The 19,216-nt window shown below is 65.1% G+C and carries 7 protein-coding genes and 6 pseudogenes; 6 read left to right on the plus strand and 7 right to left on the minus strand.

Annotation, left to right across the window (positions count from 1 at the left end; translation table 11 throughout):
- Window positions 1-2: 2 nt before the first annotated feature.
- Entirely contained in the window at window positions 3-1,523 is a 1,521-nt protein-coding gene (locus ACWEBX_RS10670) for a UvrD-helicase domain-containing protein (protein WP_451884525.1), read from the plus strand.
- 190 nt (window positions 1,524-1,713) lie between these two features.
- Here the strand turns inward: ACWEBX_RS10670 and ACWEBX_RS10675 are convergent, their stop codons facing one another.
- From ACWEBX_RS10675 to ACWEBX_RS10695, 5 genes and pseudogenes are all read right to left on the minus strand, one after another.
- Complete coding sequence (locus ACWEBX_RS10675; protein ID WP_451884526.1) at window positions 1,714-2,994, minus strand: IS701 family transposase; 1,281 nt, start codon at window positions 2,992-2,994, stop codon at window positions 1,714-1,716.
- Between the two features lie 65 nt (window positions 2,995-3,059).
- Window positions 3,060-3,176 (minus strand): annotated as a pseudogene (locus tag ACWEBX_RS10680) (IS5/IS1182 family transposase); the annotation flags it as partial.
- A 107-nt stretch (window positions 3,177-3,283) separates the two neighbouring features.
- Complete coding sequence (locus ACWEBX_RS10685; protein WP_451884527.1) at window positions 3,284-5,065, minus strand: reverse transcriptase domain-containing protein; 1,782 nt, start codon at window positions 5,063-5,065, stop codon at window positions 3,284-3,286.
- 533 nt (window positions 5,066-5,598) lie between these two features.
- Window positions 5,599-6,212, minus strand: a pseudogene (locus tag ACWEBX_RS10690) (IS5 family transposase); the annotation flags it as partial.
- A gap of 185 nt (window positions 6,213-6,397) precedes the next feature.
- Window positions 6,398-7,165 carry a transposase gene (locus tag ACWEBX_RS10695; protein ID WP_451884528.1) on the minus strand — a complete coding sequence of 256 codons (768 nt, stop codon included), beginning with the start codon at window positions 7,163-7,165 and terminating at the stop codon, window positions 6,398-6,400.
- 32 nt (window positions 7,166-7,197) lie between these two features.
- On the opposite strand from ACWEBX_RS10695, the gene ACWEBX_RS10700 reads away from it, so the two are divergent.
- From ACWEBX_RS10700 to ACWEBX_RS10720, 5 genes and pseudogenes are all read left to right on the plus strand, one after another.
- A complete protein-coding gene (locus ACWEBX_RS10700) occupies window positions 7,198-7,617 on the plus strand; it encodes a hypothetical protein (RefSeq protein ID WP_451884529.1) in 420 nt (139 codons plus the stop codon).
- Between the two features lie 177 nt (window positions 7,618-7,794).
- Window positions 7,795-8,089: pseudogene (locus ACWEBX_RS10705) on the plus strand (hypothetical protein); the annotation flags it as partial.
- 316 nt (window positions 8,090-8,405) lie between these two features.
- Window positions 8,406-14,693, plus strand: a complete 6,288-nt coding sequence (locus ACWEBX_RS10710) for a hypothetical protein (RefSeq protein WP_451884530.1) — start codon at window positions 8,406-8,408, stop codon at window positions 14,691-14,693.
- Window positions 14,665-15,375: a hypothetical protein gene (locus ACWEBX_RS10715; protein ID WP_451884531.1), complete on the plus strand. Its 711-nt coding sequence runs from the start codon at window positions 14,665-14,667 to the stop codon at window positions 15,373-15,375. The genes ACWEBX_RS10710 and ACWEBX_RS10715 overlap by 29 nt, the downstream gene beginning before the upstream one ends.
- Before the next feature lie 408 nt (window positions 15,376-15,783).
- Window positions 15,784-16,019: pseudogene (locus ACWEBX_RS10720) on the plus strand (histidine kinase); the annotation flags it as partial.
- A 70-nt stretch (window positions 16,020-16,089) separates the two neighbouring features.
- On the opposite strand, the pseudogene ACWEBX_RS10725 reads toward ACWEBX_RS10720, so the two are convergent.
- Window positions 16,090-17,039 (minus strand): annotated as a pseudogene (locus ACWEBX_RS10725) (IS481 family transposase); the annotation flags it as partial.
- 145 nt (window positions 17,040-17,184) lie between these two features.
- Window positions 17,185-18,187, minus strand: a pseudogene (locus ACWEBX_RS10730) (IS5 family transposase).
- Window positions 18,188-19,216 lie beyond the last annotated feature (1,029 nt).

Raw genomic sequence — 19,216 nt, forward strand, 5'->3', positions numbered from 1 at the left:
TGTTGCCCACCCCGACCAACGAACAGATCGATGCAGTAGACGCCTTTCGGGCAGGCTGCCACCTCGTCCTGCAAGCAGGCGCCGGCACCGGAAAGACCAGCACACTGAACCTGCTCGCCGCCGACACCACACGCCGCGGCCGCTACCTTGCCTTCAACAAGGACATCGCCCGCGACGCCTCATCCCGTTTCCCCCGCACAGTGCTGTGCAGAACCGCCCACGCCACGGCCTACGCAGGACTCGGCCACCGCTATACCCACCGCCTGAACAGCCCTCGCCAGCCCGCATGGAAGACCGGCCAGGCTCTCGGCATCACCCGAGCCATCCGCATTGGTGATCACCAGATCAGCCATCGGACCCTGTCCCACACCGTGCTACGGACCGTGACCCGCTACTGCTACTCCGCCGACCGCACCCTGACCTACCGCCACGTACCGCAACTGCGCGGCCTGAGAACACCCGCCGAACAAGCGCAACTGGCATCCGAAGTAGTGCCGTTCGCAATGAGAGCCTGGGCTGACCTGCAGGACCCCGATCAGGGTGTCGTCCGCTTCGAACACGACCACTACCTGAAAATGTGGGCCCTGACCGAACCGAAGATCGACGCAGACTTCGTCTTCCTCGACGAAGCCCAGGACACGAACCCGGTACTGGAGAACATCTTCGTCGCCCAACGCGACCACGCCCAGCTTGTGATGGTCGGCGACTCCGCCCAGGCCATCTACGGCTGGCGAGGCGCTCGCGACGTAATGACGGGCTTCGACGCTACGCCGCTCACCCTCACCCGTTCCTTCCGCTTCGGCCCCAATCTGGCCGAGCAGGCCAACCGCTGGCTCGAACTCGCCGACGCGCCTATCCGCCTGACCGGCACCGAGACCATCCTCACCGAAGTCGGCACCATCGCCCACCCCGACGCCGTGCTGTGCCGCACCAACATCGGAGCCATGAGTGAAGTCCTGAGCCTGCTTGCCGCAGGCCACCGCGTGGCGCTCACCCGCGGGGGAGGCACCCTGTCCAGGCTGGCACTCGCCGCGCGCGATCTCAAGGAGGGCCGCCGCACCAACCACCCCGAACTCGTCCTGTTCACCTCCTGGGGCGAAGTGCAGGACTACGCCGCCTACGATCCCGCCGGAGGCGATCTCCAACCCTTTGTGGACCTCGTCGACACACATGGACCCGATGCCATCCTCGCCGCCGTCGACGAACTCATCGACGAGAAACACGCCGATGTGACCGTCTCCACCGCGCATACGGCCAAAGGGCGAGAATGGGCCGCCGTCAGAATCGCCGACGACTTTCCCCCGCCCCAGGACACCGACCAACACGACGCTCAAGGCCGTCCGATCCCCGAACCGGTCTGCGACACGTACGCGCGCCTCGCGTACGTTGCCGTCACCCGCGCCCGCCGCCAACTCGATCTTGGCGGTCTGTCATGGATCAACAGCTATGCAGGGGCCAGCGGGAGTCCATCGGGACTGTCCGATCAACGGCCCTGTCCCGTAATCGGTGGTGACGAAGCGTGACCGAGATTGTTGGCATCGTGTGCGCGATGTCAACTCCTTTGTGGGGCCTGTGCCTTCTGGATTGTCGACACTGGTCGTTGAAAGCATGACGGACTAATAGGACTCCGTTAGGTCTGTCTCGATCTTTGCTCTGCGTGTGAACTGCTGGGCAGGGGTTGATTGCAGGTGGTGCAGGTCCCGGTCCAGCACCTCAGGGTGTCTTGGAGAGCGTCGAGGATCTGGTAGAGGGTGGGCCTGGTTGCGGTGCTTTTGGGGCCAGGCGTTGTTCGGTGAGGAATGCGTGGGCGGCGGTCGCGAGGGTGACGTGGTGATGCCAGCCGGGCCAGGAGCGGCCTTCGAAGTGGTCCAGGCCGAGGCCGTGCTTGAGTTCGCGGTAGTCGTGCTCGATGCGCCAGCGGACCTTGGCCAGGCGGACCAGATCGGCGATCGGGGTGTCGGGCGGGAGGTTGGACAGCCAGTATTCGCTCGGCACTTCAGCACCGACGGGCCATTCGGCAAGCAGCCAGCAGTCGGGCAACACTCCGTCCCACCAGCCCTGCTCGGCCGAGGCCGCTGCTTTGATCGGCCGTTCGACGGCTTTGCCGGCAGGACGCACGCGCACGGCCGCGAAGCGGGAGCGTAACTCCCCTTTCGAGCCCTGGCGCCATGTGAGCGGGGTGAACGCTTCCGGTCCGAGGCCTGTTCCAAGGACTGCGACCGACGGTGCCTTCTGGCGGTAGCGAGGCTGCGGCCAGCAGCCGACGTCGCCTCTGCGCTCTGGGGCCTCGGGTTCCGCGTCGAACGGGTAAACGCTCACGTCCGACCGGATGGAAAGGACATAGGCGAGCCCTCGCTTCGACAGTGCGGCCCGCAGATGGGCGTTGGTGCCATAGGCGGCGTCGGCAACCACCACCGGCGGTGTCATACCCCAGTCCGCGAGGCTGTCGAGCATGTCCAGGGCCAGCCGCCATTTCTCCCGGTGCGTGACCTCGGGCGGAATCAGGGTCCTGGTGCGGTGGTGACTGTCCGCGGCCCAGTCCTGGGGCAGGAACAATCTCCACTGCAGGGGGCACGAGGCAGTGTCACTGGCAGCGTGGACACTGACGGCGACCTGGCAGTTCGCACGTTTTCCCAGAGCTCCGCAGTACTGCGGAGCCACACCAACCGACATCCGACCGTCCTTGGGCATCGACACGTCGTCGATCACCCACGCCACCGGATCGACCAGCGGCAGCAGACGTTCGTTGATCCGCCGCTGCACGGGCACCGGATCCCAGGTGGACTGGTTCACGAACTGCTGCAGGTTCTGCTCATTGCCATCCGGCAGCCGCGAAGCCATCGCCTGGATCGACTTGCGGCGACCGTCCAGCATGAGTCCCCGCAGATAGCAGTCCCCCTTGGCCCGCTGGTCCTTCCGCCGCACCGAGGCGAACACATCGGCCACGAACAACGCCAACGTCGTCCGGACACGCCTAACTTCATGTAGGTCCACGCATCCAACATGCTCCTGATCAGCGCCAACAGAAAGACCTAACGGAGTCCTACTAAGACGTCGTTTCATTTGGTGAGCCGGCGGTGGCAGATGAGGGCTGCGGCGATGCCGACGAAGGCGAGGAAGTGTTCGGCCTTGCGCTCGTAGCGGCGGTGGAGACGGCGGCAGCCGGCCAGCCAGGACGTTGGGTCGGCCGCGCGGCGAGGTGCCTGCCGTGGCAGGTCCTGTTCCGCGCGGCCTCCCGCCGAACCGGACATGACGGTTTCCCTGTCATCCGGCTCTCCAGTGACTACTGCGTGAGTGGTCTGGCCGGCCTTTCCGAATGGATGCGGTCGTGGCAGGTGTCGCAGGCCACGACTGTTTTGCGTCGCCGGTGGAGCATGACGCGCGCCCAGTCGGAAGGCTGCCATCCGGCATGTGCGAGGTCGGCGAGAGCACGGACGTGGTGCACTTGCACGTTGCCTTTGCTTCCGCAGATCTCGCAAGTGTCCGCCAGGAGCCTTGCGACGAGTTCCTTCTGCGGATAGTCCACCCTGACCGGCTCACGATCGGAGAGTTCCGCCGCTCGTTGCCGTTGGAGGGGAATCCCGCCGAACCGCGCCACCAGTGGCTTCCTGTTCTTCCGCTCGATTCGGGCCTCGAAGCAGACTCGGAGCCCATTGGGGGTATCGATTCTGGTCTTGTGCTTAGCGGCCATTTTCGATACTGACGAACGGTGCTTTGCGGCTAGGGTCTTGAGCATGGATGTCTCCATGACCCATTGCAGCCGGTGCAGCCGGAAGACATCTCCGGCGAGCAGGTAGTACTGGACAATGCCCCGGTAAACGGTCCCGAACGTCGCCACGATCGCGTGATCGCTGCTGTTGATCAGGGCCGTCCTCTTCGCGGGGTTTCCGCGGGCGAGATAGGGGGCGCACTTGGCTTTGATCACGTCCCGTGGGACACGGAGAGCGATCTGTCCGTTGACTCGACGGTAACGGCCTGTCTTCTTCGTATCGTTGTGCTGGGTCGTGATCTCGTAACCGAGGAACCTCGCTGCCCCGGTGCGGGCATGAGTGATCAGCGTCTTCTCCTGGGACAGTTCCAGGATGAGTTCATCACGCAGGAACTGTGCCAGACGCTGTTTGATCTGCTCGGCCTCGGCTTTCGGTCCGGTGAAACCAAGGAGATGATCGTCCGCATAGCGTATGTAGCGCAGCCTGCGGTAAGCGGGATCGCCTGGATCCGCGCTTGGCAGACTGACCATCCGCTGACGCAGCGTGCGGGCCGAAACCCGATCGCCGCGTCGACGTGCTTTCGCCAGCTGATTCTGCAACTCCAGATAGGCCGGGTTCCGGGCCCGGCGCTTTCCTCGGGTGTACTCCGGAATTAAAACTGTCTCGACGAACTCGTCCAGCTTGTGCAGGTAGATGTTGGACAGGACTGGGGATGCCACTCCGCCTTGCGGTGCTCCGGAGAGCGTGGCACCCCACTTCCAGTCCTCCAGGTATCCGGCTGTCAGCATGTTGCGCACCAGCCGCAGAAACCGCTGGTCATAGATCTTCTCGCCGAGGATCGACAGCAGGACCTGATGGTCCAGGCTGCCGAAGCAGTCGGCGATGTCCCCTTCGATGAACCAGGATGTCCCGGTCCAGGTGTGGTCCACCTCCCGCAATGCGGTGTGGCAGCCCCGACGGGGACGGAAGCCATGCGAGTGGTCGGAGAACATCGGCTCGTAATACGCCTCCAATAACAGGCGGATCACTTCACCGACGAGCTTGTCCGACCAGGTCGGTAGTCCCAGCGGACGCATCTTCCCGTTCTTCTTCGGGATATGGATGCGTCGGACCGGTTTGAAGCGGTAGCGCTCGTGACGTATCGCCTCGATGATCCGGTCGATCTTCCGCTGTGACATGCCGTCCACGGTTTCTGACGTGACCCCCGGCGTCATCGCGCCATGGTTGGCGTAGATACGTCCGTAGGCCAACAGATACAACTGCGGGTTGAACAGCTGCCGATACAGTTTCTCGCACGGCAGGCCACGCCTGCCGCGTTCACGCAGGACACTCAGCACCGTTTTGGCGCTCTGCATTACGCATACCTCCCGGGTTCGAGTGTCCGAATCACCTGGCCCCCTTCGCCCGATGTGGACGGCTTTCCCGTCCTCCCTGGCCGGTCGTGACTCCGGCGACTACTACGGGGCCTCCGTCGCCATAGGACTCGCATCCCGTAGGCGATCCCACGTTCGTCTCTGTCTGTACGTTCTAGCGCGACTTAGGCGTCCCACTCATCTCCTTGAATGTCCTCGTTGGACATTGCTCCGCACCCCGGAGGTGCACCGGGCAACGATGAAACCCGGTGCAGAGTGCGGCGCCGGTTTCAGTCGCCTTTCCGGCGGATGGGAACTTGCATCTTCTGGAGATTGGGATTCAAACAATCCAGTCTTCGCCATATCGCGCGGGCCGCCCAGCACACCGTCTCTGACAACTGAGCCTGGTCACTGGTTTTCTGACATGCTGTTGTCCCCTTCACCTTTCGGATCCAGGTGAGTCATTCGGCCCAGGAACCTCCTTCCGAGTTCCTCCCGGCTGAGCCGGGGATACAAACAGAGCGCCTCGTGGCGCACACCGTCCGCTCGACCACCCAGCGGTGGCGGCCGAGTCGCTGTGAGGACTCGATGCCCTTGCGTGCGATGCGGTGACGGATACCGCGCCCGCGCAGCCATCGACGCAGGTGGTTGTAGTCGTAGCCTTTGTCGCCGTGCAGTTTCCCGGGCCGTCTGCGACGCGGGCCGCGTCGGGAGCGGATGGGCGGGATGCCACGCACGAGCGGCTGGAGGCCCAGGCTGTCGTGCATGTTGGCGCCGGAGATGCCGAGCGACAGAGGAAGTCCGTTCCGGTCGGTGATCAGGTGGATCTTCGATCCGAGTTTGCCGCGATCGGTCGGATTCGGTCCCGTCAGCGGCCCCCTTTTGCGGCCCTCATGCTGACCGAGTCGATCGCGCACCGGGACCAGTCCAGCTGCCCGCGGGCGCCGAGTTCATCGAGGATGACACGGTGGAGTCTGGCCCAGACCCGGTCCTGGCTCCACTTCGCGAAGCGCCGGTAGACCGTCGGCCACGCCGGGCCGAACACCGACGGGAGCTGCCGCCATGTGCATCCCGACGTGGCCACGAAGATGATCGCCGCCAAGGACTCACGATCACCGGCACGCCGACGGCCGCCACCCTGCGGGCGTACGACTTCATTAGACGTCGTTTCTTTTGGCGTTGAGGGTCGTTGGTCTGTTCATGGAAGATCTGATTGTGCGGCTGGTGCCGGACGAGATGTGGGAGTTGTTCCGGCGGGTGGTGCCGCCCACGGAAGGGCTGTCCCGTAATTGATGTTCGGGTTGCCTCGGGCGTGATTGGGTGCGGCCCGTTCGCCTATCCGGCGAGGGCGAGGTTGTGCAGGCGGGCGATCCCGAGCATGGCGTGGTGGACGCCATCGCCTTTGAGGCGGCAGTCGCGGAGGATCTTCCAGGCCTTCATGCGGGCGAAGACGTGTTCGACGCGGGCGCGGACCTGCTTGTGGGACTTGTTGTGGGCCTGTTTCCAGTCGGGCAGTTCCTCGCCCTTGCGGCGTCGGTGGGGCATCACGAGTCCTGTGCCGGGGTAGCCGCCGTCGGCGATGGTCATGGTCGTGCCGACGGCGGCCTTGGCGCCGGACTCCTCCCACGCCTTGCAGTCGTTGCGGTTGCCGGGCAGGGGCCGGCCGACCACCACGACCAGGCGGGTGTCGGCGTCGATGACGACCTGATGGTTGGTGGAGTACCGGTAGTTCTTCGACTGCGCGGCGACGGTGTGGTCGCGGGTGGGGATCAGGGTGCCGTCCACGATGAGTACGGTGTTCTTGGCGAACCGCTTGCGGGGCTGGAGGGCGAGCATCGGCCCGAGGTGATCGATGATGCGATCCGCCGCCGACTTGGACACGCCGAAAAGCGGCGCGATCTGCCTCATCGTCAAGTTCGTGCGCCAGTAGACCGCGACCAGCAATACCCGGTCCTCCAGTGGCAGGCTCCACGGCCGGCCCCTGCCGATAGTGTCCGCCCCTTCACGACGCAGCACTGTCACCAGCTTCCCGAAGACACGCGGGCTCAGCCCGGTGAACGGGGCTATCCAGGACGGCTCCGACGACATGATCACACCAGCCATCCCAAGATCATCCCAGTTGCTGACGCTGCCTCATGTCCTCGATCCTGGTGCTCGGCAAGGGAGGGTACATGGGGCTGATTCTTTTCCCGGGTGACGGAGACAACAGCAGTCCTGATGTCTCCTGGTCCTACAGCGGCTTTGCCGCGTTCCGGCGACGCCTGGCCGAGACCGAGGGGTTCGCTCTCTCCGAGATGTGGGGCTTCGGCGGCCAGCGCCCGTGGAGCGAGGTGTCCACTGCGCTGGAGCCGCTTCTCGATCATCCGGATGCCGGTGGTGAGGACCTCTCGCCTGCGGAGTGCGCGCCGATTCTGGTCCGATTGGAGGCGATCACCGCCCAGTGGGTACGGGAGGACGGCGATCAGCTCCTCCAGCAGGACATCGAGGACGGCGGTCGGCTGGCGAGCGTCCTGCGGTTCTGTATCGAGAAGGACGTCCCGCTGGCCTTCCTCTGAAGCCCACCAACCACGGAAACCCGTTTACGGGACAGCCCTTAGGGGTGAGGTGATTCGCCTGTCCGTGCAAACCTGGCCCATGGCGGTGCCGTGCCCGAAGTGCGGGACGCCGGCCGAGAGATTGCACGGCTTCCACGAGCGTTCGGTGGCGGTCCTGCCGGTGGACCGCCGACAAGGCGGGAGGCCGAGATGCATGTGGAGCACCTCACGATCACCCGCAAGACCGTCACCGACCTTGCCGACCGGCTCCCGGCCGTCGCGCCGGACCTGTCCGATTACCCGGACTACCCCCGCATCCTCGCCGCCTTCAACCAACGCGACTGGGCCGCTACGGGCCAAGGACGTCTGCGAAGCCCTCGGCCACGAATTGCTGCCGAAGAACGTCGAAGGCGTCCGCTCCAAGTTGAAACGACTGGTCAAACTCGGGATCCTCACCGAGGCCGACACCGGCAACTTCGCCAGGAAGCAATAGCCGACACAACCTCTACCAGCGTCCTTGCTCCCACCTCGGCCAGAAACGGACATCAGCTTACGAACCGCTCACTGAGTGCAAAGCGCCCACCGGTTGCCACTCTGCAGAACACGCTTGTCGTCCGCCGGTACAGTGCGGCGCTGCGAACGCCGTTTCGATCCGCGTCGACGTGCTGAGGACACGATGCGTCGGAGGATCGCGTTGCTCGGCTCAGGGAGGGGTGGGTAGCGTGTGCAGGCTTATACCAACTTGGTCTGGTGTGATGTGAGGAGACCCTTGCCGCATTCCGTCGCTCAGAGGACTGCCTGGAGTGGGCATGACTGACACCGATCTTCTGCGCGCCAGCCGGGACGGTGATCAGTTCCACTACCACTGGGCGGCTCGGCAGGCGCTCAAGCTGCTGCTTCCCGACGCCGATCTGACAGCGATCGCCGTCGAGGGAGTATCGCAGGACGACACGCTGGGCCATGACGGCGAGGACGTCATTGACATCGCCGAGTACTACGGTGCGACCGGCCTTCACGAGGCCAACCGTGTGGTGTACCGGCAACTGAAGCATTCGACCGCGCGGGCCACGCAGGAGTGGACTGTGTCGGGTCTCTCGAAGACGGTCAGCGGGTTCGCGGAGAAGTTCAGACGAATTCGGCAGGAGTCGCCGGGGTTCGAAGAGAAGGTGACCTTCGAGTTTCTTTCCAATCGGCCGGTCCGTGAGTCGGTGCTTCAAGCGATCGGCATCCTGGCAGCCAGCGGAGAGCCCGGCGCGTATGCGCACGATGTCAAATTCCTCAAGCAGTACGCGGACTTCTCCGACGACGCAGACGGTGAAGCCGCGTTCTTCGGCCGGCTGGAAGTGGATCCCACAGCTCCAGGCCTGTTGCGGCTCGAAGGGCTGTTCCGGCTGGACTTGACTGGTCTTCTCCCCGGCGCTCCCGATGTGCAGCCCCTTCTGCTGAAGGAGATGATCACGAGACGCGCGACCTCGCTCGAAACGAACCACGTCGTCGAACGCTCCACCGTGCTCGCCGCTCTCGGCGTCCCACCAGAGCACGTGCTGCCTGCTCCCAACCTCATCGACCAGCCCGGGCACGTCATCGTGACTGAGCAGACTCACGCGATCGTCGACGACATCGTGCGAGTCGCCCGGCGGCCGGTCGTTGTTCACGCGGCTGGTGGCGTAGGCAAATCGGTGCTCACGACACAGATCGAACGGAACCTGCCTGCTGGTTCCGTCACTCTCGTCTACGACTGCTTTGGAAACGGCGGGTACCGGCGTTCCAGTTCACCGCGCCATCAGCATCAGCAGGGTTTGGTGCAGCTGGCGAACGAGCTTGCTGCGCATGCTCTTTGCGATCCGCTGATTCCGGCCGGCACAGCTCAGCCAGCCGACTACGCGAAGGCGTTCCTGGCCAGGGTCCGGGGCGCGGCGGCGGCCATCGCGGCCTCCACTTCAGGAGCGCTCCTGGTTCTTGTCGTGGACGCGGCCGACAACGCGGCGCTCATCGCCAGAGACGCCGGGGAGCGCACCTTCGTCACGGACGTGCTGCGGGAGACCCTGCCAGAAAACGTGCGACTCGTGATGTTGTGCCGCACTGAACGCGTCGATCTGCTGGAACCGCCGCCCAGCGTCCACAGAATCGAGCTTGAGGGGTTCGGTGTCGCCGAGTCCAGGCAGCACCTTGAGTCGGTGTTCGGTCCGGTCACGGAGGCGCAGGCGGCCGAATTCCATCGGCGGACCGGCGGCAACCCCCGGATCCAGGCCCTTGTTCTAGGTACGGCCTCGGACATCGAATCCTGTCTTGTCTCCCTCGGGGAGGCGATGCATCCCCACGTCTCCCTGTTCGACGAACTCCTCCAGAGCATGGTGGACCAGTGCAAGGACGCCAACCATCTGAGCGCGGAGATCGACCGCTTGTGCGAGGCCATGGCCGCGCTCCGACCGAGGATGCCCATCGGAGTCCTAACCGAGCTGTGCGGAGTACCGGCTGCTCTCGTGCACAGCTTCGCGGCCGACCTCGGACGCCCGCTCCTCGTCGACGGTGACACCCTGCAGTTCCGTGATGAACCGACCGAGACCTGGTTCCGGACGAAGTACCGTCCGACCGGAAACTCCCTGATCGACTTCATCGACCGCCTGACCCCGCTCGCCGCCGACGAACCGTACGTAGCTGCCACTTTGCCCCAACTGCTCTGGGAGGCCGGTCAGGTCGACACCCTTGTCGAACTGGCGATGACCGACGGCGCCCTCCCCAAGGGTTACGACCTTGAACAACGCGAGATCGCCCAGCAGCGAGCCCAGTTCGCCCTCAAAGCCACACTGCGCGTGGGAAAGGAATGGGAAGCGACCCGGCTGGCCGTCAAGGCAGGCAGTCTGGCAGCCGGCCACTCCCGCCGACTTCACCTGCTGCGGTCCAACACCGATCTGGCGGGCCAGTTCCTGGACGCCAGCACGATCGAGGACATCGTCGCGAACCGCAGCCTCGCCGACTACTGGCCCGGCTCCAACCTTCACTTCGAAGGCGCCCTGCTCTCGTTCGCCGCAGGCCAGACCGACTTCGCCCGCAGTCGGCTGCGCAGCGCCTCGGAATGGCTCAGGGCATGGGTGCAACAGCCCGACGACGACGATCCGAACCGGCACCGCGTCACCGCCACGGATATCGCCGAAGTCGCCTTCGGGCTCCTCAACACCGACGGCGTGGAGGCATGCGTCAGCCACCTTGCTCGGTGGCGCCCCAAGCGCGTGGCCTTCGACGCCGGAGTGATCATTGCCACCCGGCTTGCCGACTCGGGTCGTACAGAGGAACTGGAGGCCCTCGGTCACGCGGCCGTGTCCTTGAAGTACCTCGAGTTCGCGGTCGCTTATGCCGCGTGGCAAGCCAACCTCGTCTGCCAGGCACCGCTTGCGCGGCGCCTGGTGAGAATGCTGAAGCGCCAGCGCAGAGCCATTTCCTTTCGCCGGCATCCGGGTTTCTCAGAAGGGAACAAGGAACTTCCGGCGGTCGGTTGGATCATTGCGATGGGCCTGCGCCACGGCGTGCTCTCGGATGGGGAAGCCCAACGGATCCTGCGGCTGAATCTCCCTGGCGACCTGGGCAGGGGTGCCGGAAGCCGTTGGGGTCGTAGCACCGACACGATCACGCTGCTGTGCGGCTTCGCGTTGCTGTCGAAGATCCGGAGACAGCCCTTCGACGTGGACGAGTTCGCTGGCGAAGACGTCAGAGAAGCACGGCAAAAGCCCCATACATACTCAAGCGCACTGAACGACCACGACCAGAGTGTCGTGCCCCTCGGTGCCTGGGCCAGCCTGTGGATCGACTGCCTCGTCGGTACCGCCAGCGACACTGACAACCCTTTCCGTGAACTCGCGCCTCCCACCCCGTCCCACCGTGGCCACCAGGAGCTGCCCCACTTCTTGCACAGAGGCCTTGCCCGACTCGGCGTCCGGATTCTCGCCTTCGGCTCGTCCGAGGTGTCGCGCCAGTACCTGCTCGACTGGTACCGAGCCGCGCAGCGGCACCTTCCGGACGAGGTCCTCATCGACGTTGTCCGAGCAGCCGCCCCCGTCGACGAGCTGCAGCACGTCGCCGTCGAACTCGCGGAGTTCGTGGCCGCGTCGCTCGATGTGGCTCAGGAAAGCGCTGAGTACAAGGCGGAGCAGATGGTAAATCTCGCTCGCGCCGTCCAACGATTCGACAGAAGCGAAGCTCACGCCTACTTCACCCAGGCAATCGATCTGACCGACCGCGTGGGCGACGACGTACACGCGTTGTGGCGGGCCTTCCTCGCAGTCGCCCGCCGAGCCTCCGACGGCAACCACGACGACGAACGCCGTGCGTATCGTGTCGCCCAGCTCGCCGAGAGCCTGGAACCCTATCTCGGGGACGCAACAGACCATTCCAAGGTACTGACCGCCATCGGCCACTTGAGCGCCACGACCGCGACGACCGTCGCCTCCCGCTGGCGCGACCGCCGCTTCTGTTCTGGAGGTCCGTTCATCCAGGCGCTGCTCGACGAGGAGGCCGGCCCGCTTGCTCCGTCCGCCGTCACCGCTATGGCGTTGGTGCCGTTCGACGAGCACCGCGTCGATGAACTCCGCCTCGTCGAGCGAGCACTGCGTGAGATTCCCGGCGACGGTGAGCGCATCGCTGGAACGTTGGGACATTTCCTGCGGGCACGACGCTTCAGCAGAGCATCCTTCGAACGCCTCGACCAGACCGCTGGCGAACTGGGCATCGACCTCTCCGGAACGCTGCTCGCCCATGGCACACGCCACATTGCCTTCCCGGCATCGCGCGAATACAACTCGGGCCGGTGGACCCCAGATGAGGAGCAGGACAACGCGCGAGCGGCGCGTGCACGCCAGGTAAAGGACGCCCTCGCCGCGTGTGACCTCTCCACCGCCGAAGGCTGGGAACAGGCCCGCCAACTGGTTCACGTGTCGGGCCACCTGCTGTATATGGAGCAGGTCATAGTCCAGGCGGTCACGGCGCCCCTGCGTGAACTCGACGACATGCTCGCCGCGTTCCAGTCCAATCCCAACCTCAACACTTTCGACTACGCACACATGGTTAAGAAGCTGGCCGAGCTGCCGCTGCTCCCACGAGCCGCACGCCGACAACTGAGTCATCTCGCGGACACGGCCGCCGCGCGGTTCAGCCGGGAGCTGACCACCAAGGGTTACGACCCTATCGACCTGTCAGAACTCGCCAGGTTGGCTGGCGAACCCGATTCGGATCTGCTCGGGACGGCTCTTCGAGAACTCGGTTCGCAGGCTGCCGCGATTCCCCCTGAGGAGTGCCATCACCTGGCAGCCCGACTGGCCCCACGGCTTACTGGCGAGCAGGCGCAGGTCGTCCTCGACGACTTCGGCACTATGCTGGCTGACCTCTCACCAGAGGACTCGGGCGACGGTGGGTTCACTGACCTTCCCGCTGGACCGACCAGGGTCCGGGAGTGCCTCGCAGGCTATCTATGGGCAGCCCTCGGCGACCCCGAGACCGAAGCCAGATGGCGGGCCGCGCACTGCGTCCGGCTCCTCACAGAACTCGACTGCCAAGAGGAACTGGACGCCCTCCTACGTTTCGCGCTCGGCACGCTCGACGTGGCCCCGTTTCACGACGCCCGTCTGCCCTTCTACGACCGGCATGCCCGCCAGTGGCTGCTCTTTGCCCTCGCGCGAGCCGCTCGGAACCCCGACACGCATCGGAGGCTCACAGAATTCGAGCCCTTGCTCCGGAAAGTGATCTTCGATGACGGACCGCATGTCGTCATGCAGGAAAGCGCGAAATCGATCTGTCTGTCCCTCGCCTCGTCTGGCCCTGGGATCCTGAGCACGGACGAACTCGACATCGTGCGCGGGATCAACAGACCGAAGGAAATCCTCACTGAGTCGTGGGAGGAACGTGCGGCAAGAAGGCGAAACGGTACGGAAGAGGAAGCCCACGAACCCGAACCAAGCGACTTCCATTTTTTCTGGGACTTTAAAGACGACTGGTGCAAACCCCTCGGTGAAGCATTCCGAATCTCCGAGGAGACCGTCCTACGACTCGCCGGACACACCATCACAGACACCTGGCAGCTTCCCTACCGCGGCGCCCACGAGGACGACCCGCGCCATACCTTCAGGCTGTACAGGGAAGGAAGCACCTTCGCCTACCGTACGACCCAGCCGGACGCCGACGACCTGGACTTCTATCTCTCGACTCACGCCTTGTGGACCGTGGCCGGGGAGTTGCTCAGAGGCCATCCCGTGTATCGGGACAGTGAGGCGGACATGGACCTTTTCAGCGACTGGCTCCGTGATTTCCTTGCCGCCCGAGACGACGGCAGGTGGCTTGCCGACCGACGGGATCCCTCCCCGCAGAGCGTCTTGAGGGGAAGGGACGACTCCCCGGACGCCGACTGGGTCTGGCGATTGAACAGCCGGCACTTCAGTGAGCGTCTCCTGGCAGGTGACGGATGGGTCACAGTCTGGGAAAGCTCCGACGATACAGGCTACGAGGCTGAGCAGAGAGTCCTGATCCGTAGTGCCCTCGTCACTCCCGCGAGGGCCAGGACGCTTGTACTCGCCCTGCAGACGGCCCCTTCATACATGGGCTACCGCATTCCTGACGTCAACGACAGTGACTACCAGTTCGATTTTCAAGGCTTCCAGTTGACCGGTTGGATCGTCGATCCTGACGGGCATGAGGGGATGGACAGTAAAGATCCGCTGGCTGCGGGGATCAAGTACCCGCCCTATAGACCTTCTGATGAATTCGTCGATCTGCTCGGGCTGGAACCGGACGCAGATATGCGCGAATGGATTCGTGCCGATGGCGCTGCCCTCCGCAGCACCTGCTGGGACGATACGTCCGCGACCAGTTCGGACCGTGTGACGGGAACTCAGGGACAGCGGCTGGAGATTCGGCGCGAGGCCCTCCAGGAGCTGTTGGCTCTGGCTGGACGCAGCATGATCGTCGAAGTGATGATCGACCGTACTCATAAAGACCACAGGCAGAACTACTCGGTGAGGTCCGACCAAGACAATGACGAATCCCTCCCCCCGCGCGAAAGGTCCTACAAGATTTACCTCTTCGATGACTCGGGAGGATGCGGCGAGCTTTGAGCGGACCCTCGAACTGGGCAAGGAGATCGCCGACAGTCTCTCGGAGAACGATGTCCTGGGCCGCTGGATGGCCCATCACATCGGTGACTTGATCATCCGGGCGGAGAACGCCACGGGGGCAGAGGCGGACGGCATACGGCGCGAAGCGGTGAGCGCCATCCTCGCGCTCTGGAACCACCGGACGGCGCTCCCGTCCCGGACTCCGCCGCTGGACGCCTTCGAGCCCGTGTTCAGGGCATTGGAACGGCTGAGTGGGCCTCAAGATCCCTGGAGCTTTTACCGGATGTTTCCGCCTGGGCGTGAGCCCAGCGAGGACGACATGGTCGGAGCACCGCTGCTTCGGATCGCGCTGGGCCTTGAGGAGACCGTCCGCGGTGTTGCAGGTGAGATTGTCGCGCTCGCTGCGCAAGAGGCCGCCAGCAAGGAGGCGAAGTGGCTGAGGCTCTCGGAGCATCTCGAAGAGGACGAACAACGAGCGGCGCGGGACGCACTTCTTCAGCTAGTAGGCACCCTCGAAATGTACACCGACGGTGCCGATGGCAATCTGGCCGTAGAAGCCGGGCTCCCGAAGTTGATCCCTGCTCTGCAACGTGCCGAGTCACTCCTCGCAGAAGCTCGGCGGGTTCTCGCAGGCCGTCTGCCCGAGACGGCGTTGGAGAGTGAACATGGCGGGACGGTGTGAGGGAGGAAGGCAGTCATCGCACTGGACGGTCTTGCCTCTCTGACCTGGCAGGGCGCCGTCACCGCGCTGGTGGCCCTGCTGGTGATCCGGCCGTTGTCCGGGTGGGCCGGGCTGCTCGGAAGCCCTATGCGCGCCAAGGAACGTTGGGTTGTCGCGGGTCCGAGGCATCGGCTTGCTGTACTACCTCGCCTACAGCCTGGGACAGCACGACTTCCCGGTGCCGGAGGGGGAGCTCTGGACGGTAGTGACGTTCACCGTGCTCGCCTCGGTCGTGCTGCATGGCGTCACAGCGGGTCCGGTCGTCGCCCGGCTCGACCGGCTGCGGACTGCCACGCCCCCGCGACGCGACGGCATATGACGCGCAAACGGCAGTGATGCGGACCAAACGGTCGCCGCGCCGGAAGAGGCATCCACGAGCTGCAGGCGCGCTTGGACGCGGCCTGCGGCCCTTCGGCCGACCGGGAGCTGGATCTGGAGCAGGCCCTGCGCAGCATCGTGGAGGCCGCGGCCGTGCTGGTCGATGCAGAGTACGCGGCGCTCGGCGTGATCGGTCTCGAGGGCAAGCGCCTTCCGCCTTCCACACGGCCGGTGTGTCCGAGGAGCAGATCGCCCGGATCGGCCCGTATCCGGAGGGCCACGGCATCCACCCTTGAGCAGTCTCCAGTGGCTAGCGACGAACCCGGTGCCGGCTGCGCCAGGCGGCTCCCATGGTGCGGTGTACTGCCCCGTGAGGTTGGGGACGCGGCTGGCGGGTGGCTGCCCTTGAGCGCGGTGTGTCCGCGGTGGTGATTGTAGGTGTGCAGCCAGCCGGGGTATGCCGCGCGTCGCGCGGCCTCGCTCCGGTAGGGCTTCGCGTAGGCCCACTCGTCGAGGAGGGTGCGGTTGAACCGTTCGACCTTCCCGTTCGTCTGGGGCCGGTAGGGACGGGTCCGCTTGTGTGAAATCCCTTGTGCCGCAAGAGAGTCGCGCCAGAAATGGGATCTGTAGCAGGAGCCGTTGTCGGTCAGGACGCGTTCGACGGTGATCCCGGCCTGGACGAAGAAGGCGTGCGCGCGCTGCCAGAAGGCGACGGCGGTCTCCTTCTTCTCGTCGGTCAGGATCTCGCTGTAGGCGAGGCGGGAGTGGTCGTCGACGGCGTTGTGGAGGTAGCTGTATCCGATGCCGGAACGGGTCCTGCGGCCTGCCCGGCGTCCGAGGCTCTTGTGGCCGCCGCCGTCGGGGATGTTGCCGAGCTTTTTGATGTCGACGTGCACGAGCTCGCCGGGGCGTTCGCGTTCGTAGCGGCGTATGACGCGGCCGGTGGCACGGTCCAGGTGGGTGAGGCGGGCCAGGCGGTAGCGGGTCAGGACCCGGTGGACGGTCGCGGGGTTCAGCCCGAGGAGGTAGGCGATGCGGGCCGGTCCCCAGCGGCGCAGGACGCGGACCTTGATGATCCGCCGCTCGGTGCGGGTCGGTGTCCGGCGCGGGCTCGTGTGCGGGCGTGAGGACCGGTCGGCCATGCCCGCCTCGCCCAGCTCGCGGTAGCGGCCGGCCCACCGCTGAGCCGTGGTCGGTGAGACCTGGAAGCGTTCGGCGGCCCGGCGCAGCGGCCAGCCCGCCTCGACGACGCAGCGGGCCAGACGCAGCCGTCCGGTCTCGGTCAGGGGTGCATTACGGTGGGGCACGAGGGCCTTCCGGGTTCGGTGTAGACGTCGCAATCCACACCGAACCCGGAAGGCCCTCACCTGTTCAAGATCCCCCAGCCGAGATCTCGCTCACCTGTCCACAACCTCCCGGGACAGAACAGCTAGGGCGCGTATTGACTCTTGATCAATGTGTGGTCCGTGTGAGGTCTTTGATCCAGATCATCGAGGCGCGCAGGTGGAGGCCGGCGAGGTAGCTTCCCGGGGTCTTGTCGTACCAGGTGGCGATGCCGCGCCAGGCTTTCAGCTTGTTGATCAGGCGCTCGACCGTGTTTCTCTCCTTGTAGAGGTCGACGTCGTGGCCGACCGGACGGCCGCCTCTGGAACCCTTCTTCTTCCGGTTGGCGGCCTGGTCCTTCTTCTCCGGGATGACTGCCTTGATGCCGCGTCTGCGCAGGTGGGCGCGGTTGCCGCGGGACGAGTAGGTCTTGTCACCGGCGACCGCGTCCGGCCGGGTGCGGGGGCGGCCGCGGAGCCGCGGACCCGTATCTTCCCCAGCACGGGGATGAACTGGGGGCTGTCCGCGGCCTGTCCCGCGGACAGCACGAAGGCCAGCGGGCGGCATTTGCGGTCTGCGGCGAGGTGGACTTTGCTGGTCTGCCCGCCCCTGGAGCGTCCCAGCAGAGCGGCCTTCAGCCGGAGTTTTCGCCGGTGCCGGACGGCTCGTCGTTGTTTTTGTTCGGGATCGTTTTCGGCGTCGTGCCCGTTTGGTTCATCGGCGCCGCCCCCTTTGACCTGGCCTTCTCCTCCTCGGCGGCAGCCTTCTCAAGGGCGGTGAGGACGCCCTGGTCCAGGTGCATCCCGGCGGCGTCGTGGTGGGCCCGCGCGGTGGTGGAGTCGACACCGACCAGGGACAGGTCCACCTCGCCCCGCTTCGCGGCCTCCGTGATCAGCCCCTCCAGCAGGGCCTCGAAGACTCCCGCATCACGCCACTGGCGGAAGCGGTTGTGGACGGTCGACCAGGCACCGAACTCTCGCGGCATCTCCCGCCACTGCCCGCCCGTCTTGAACCGCCAGATCACACCCTCGAACTGCTGCCGCAGCCGCTCGGGGTACGGACCGTACTCGCCGATCGGCAGGTACGGCCCGATGAACTCCCGCTCGGCATCGGTCAGTTGCACTCGCGTCACTCAAGACGGTCTACCGGTCCAGGCCCCACCGCGAGGGCGAATCCCGCAGATTGATCACGACTCGATACGCACCGCAAGGGTCTGGTGACCATGGATTGCCAGCGCTGAACCGTGCGGTGGTGACTGAGGGGATGGTGTCGACAACCGGAAGCACCCGGACGATCAGCTTCTCAGCGTCGAGAAACTGGACGTCATTCGACGAGATCCGCTTCGGCCGCGTGACCTTTGGTGAGGCGTGTTTCGTTGGGGACCATGGAGTCAGGGGCGACGGCGATGTAGGACTCGGCTACGAAGGCTTGGTGGTCGGCTGTCAGGGACGCCAGTGGGTACTGGCGTTTCAACTCACTCGGCCCCTCATCGAGCGCGTGGGCGAGGCCATCGGCGTATTCGTTGATGCGCTGAAGGAAGCGGAGTCTGGTGCCTTTACGGTTGCTGGGGGTCTGCAACTGTCCGATGGCAGAGACCAGGGCCTTGGTACTTCTCTGCGCTTTGCGGAGTGCCTCCACCGATGGGCTGTGCAGGTGGTCGCCCTGCGTCACGCGAGCCCACACGAGCGCGGTTGCCGCAGCCCGGGTCAAGGAGGACTCCGCGTTGGCAAGGCGGACCAGGCTTACGGTGAGTGAAGCAAGGTCCTCGACAGGGATCTGCCAGGTACTCAGCGTTCGACGACGGGCTGCGAAATCCACGTGCAGTGGGGCAGCGTCCAATTCCTGTGCGACGGTCTCGACCGCCGTGTCGAGCAGCGGCCATAGGCCACCGGGCAGCAGGCTTCGCTTGAGCACGGTCAGGCTACGTTGGGCGGTGACACGTGGTATTCCAAGGATCACGGCGCATTGTGGCCAGGTTCCGCCGCCGGCCATTTCGACGAGCTTGAGGGAAACGACTCGGCGTAGATGGCGTGGCTTCCAGATATCGCCAGGGGCCCACAGGGACGTCAGATTGCCGAAGTGCGCACCGATCCAGGTCTCCGGTACTAGAGCGGAGATGTGCTCGATCCCGAAATGGCAGTGACGTGAAGGAACGTGTTGT

It is taken from the genome of Streptomyces sp. NPDC005070 (assembly GCF_053600395.1).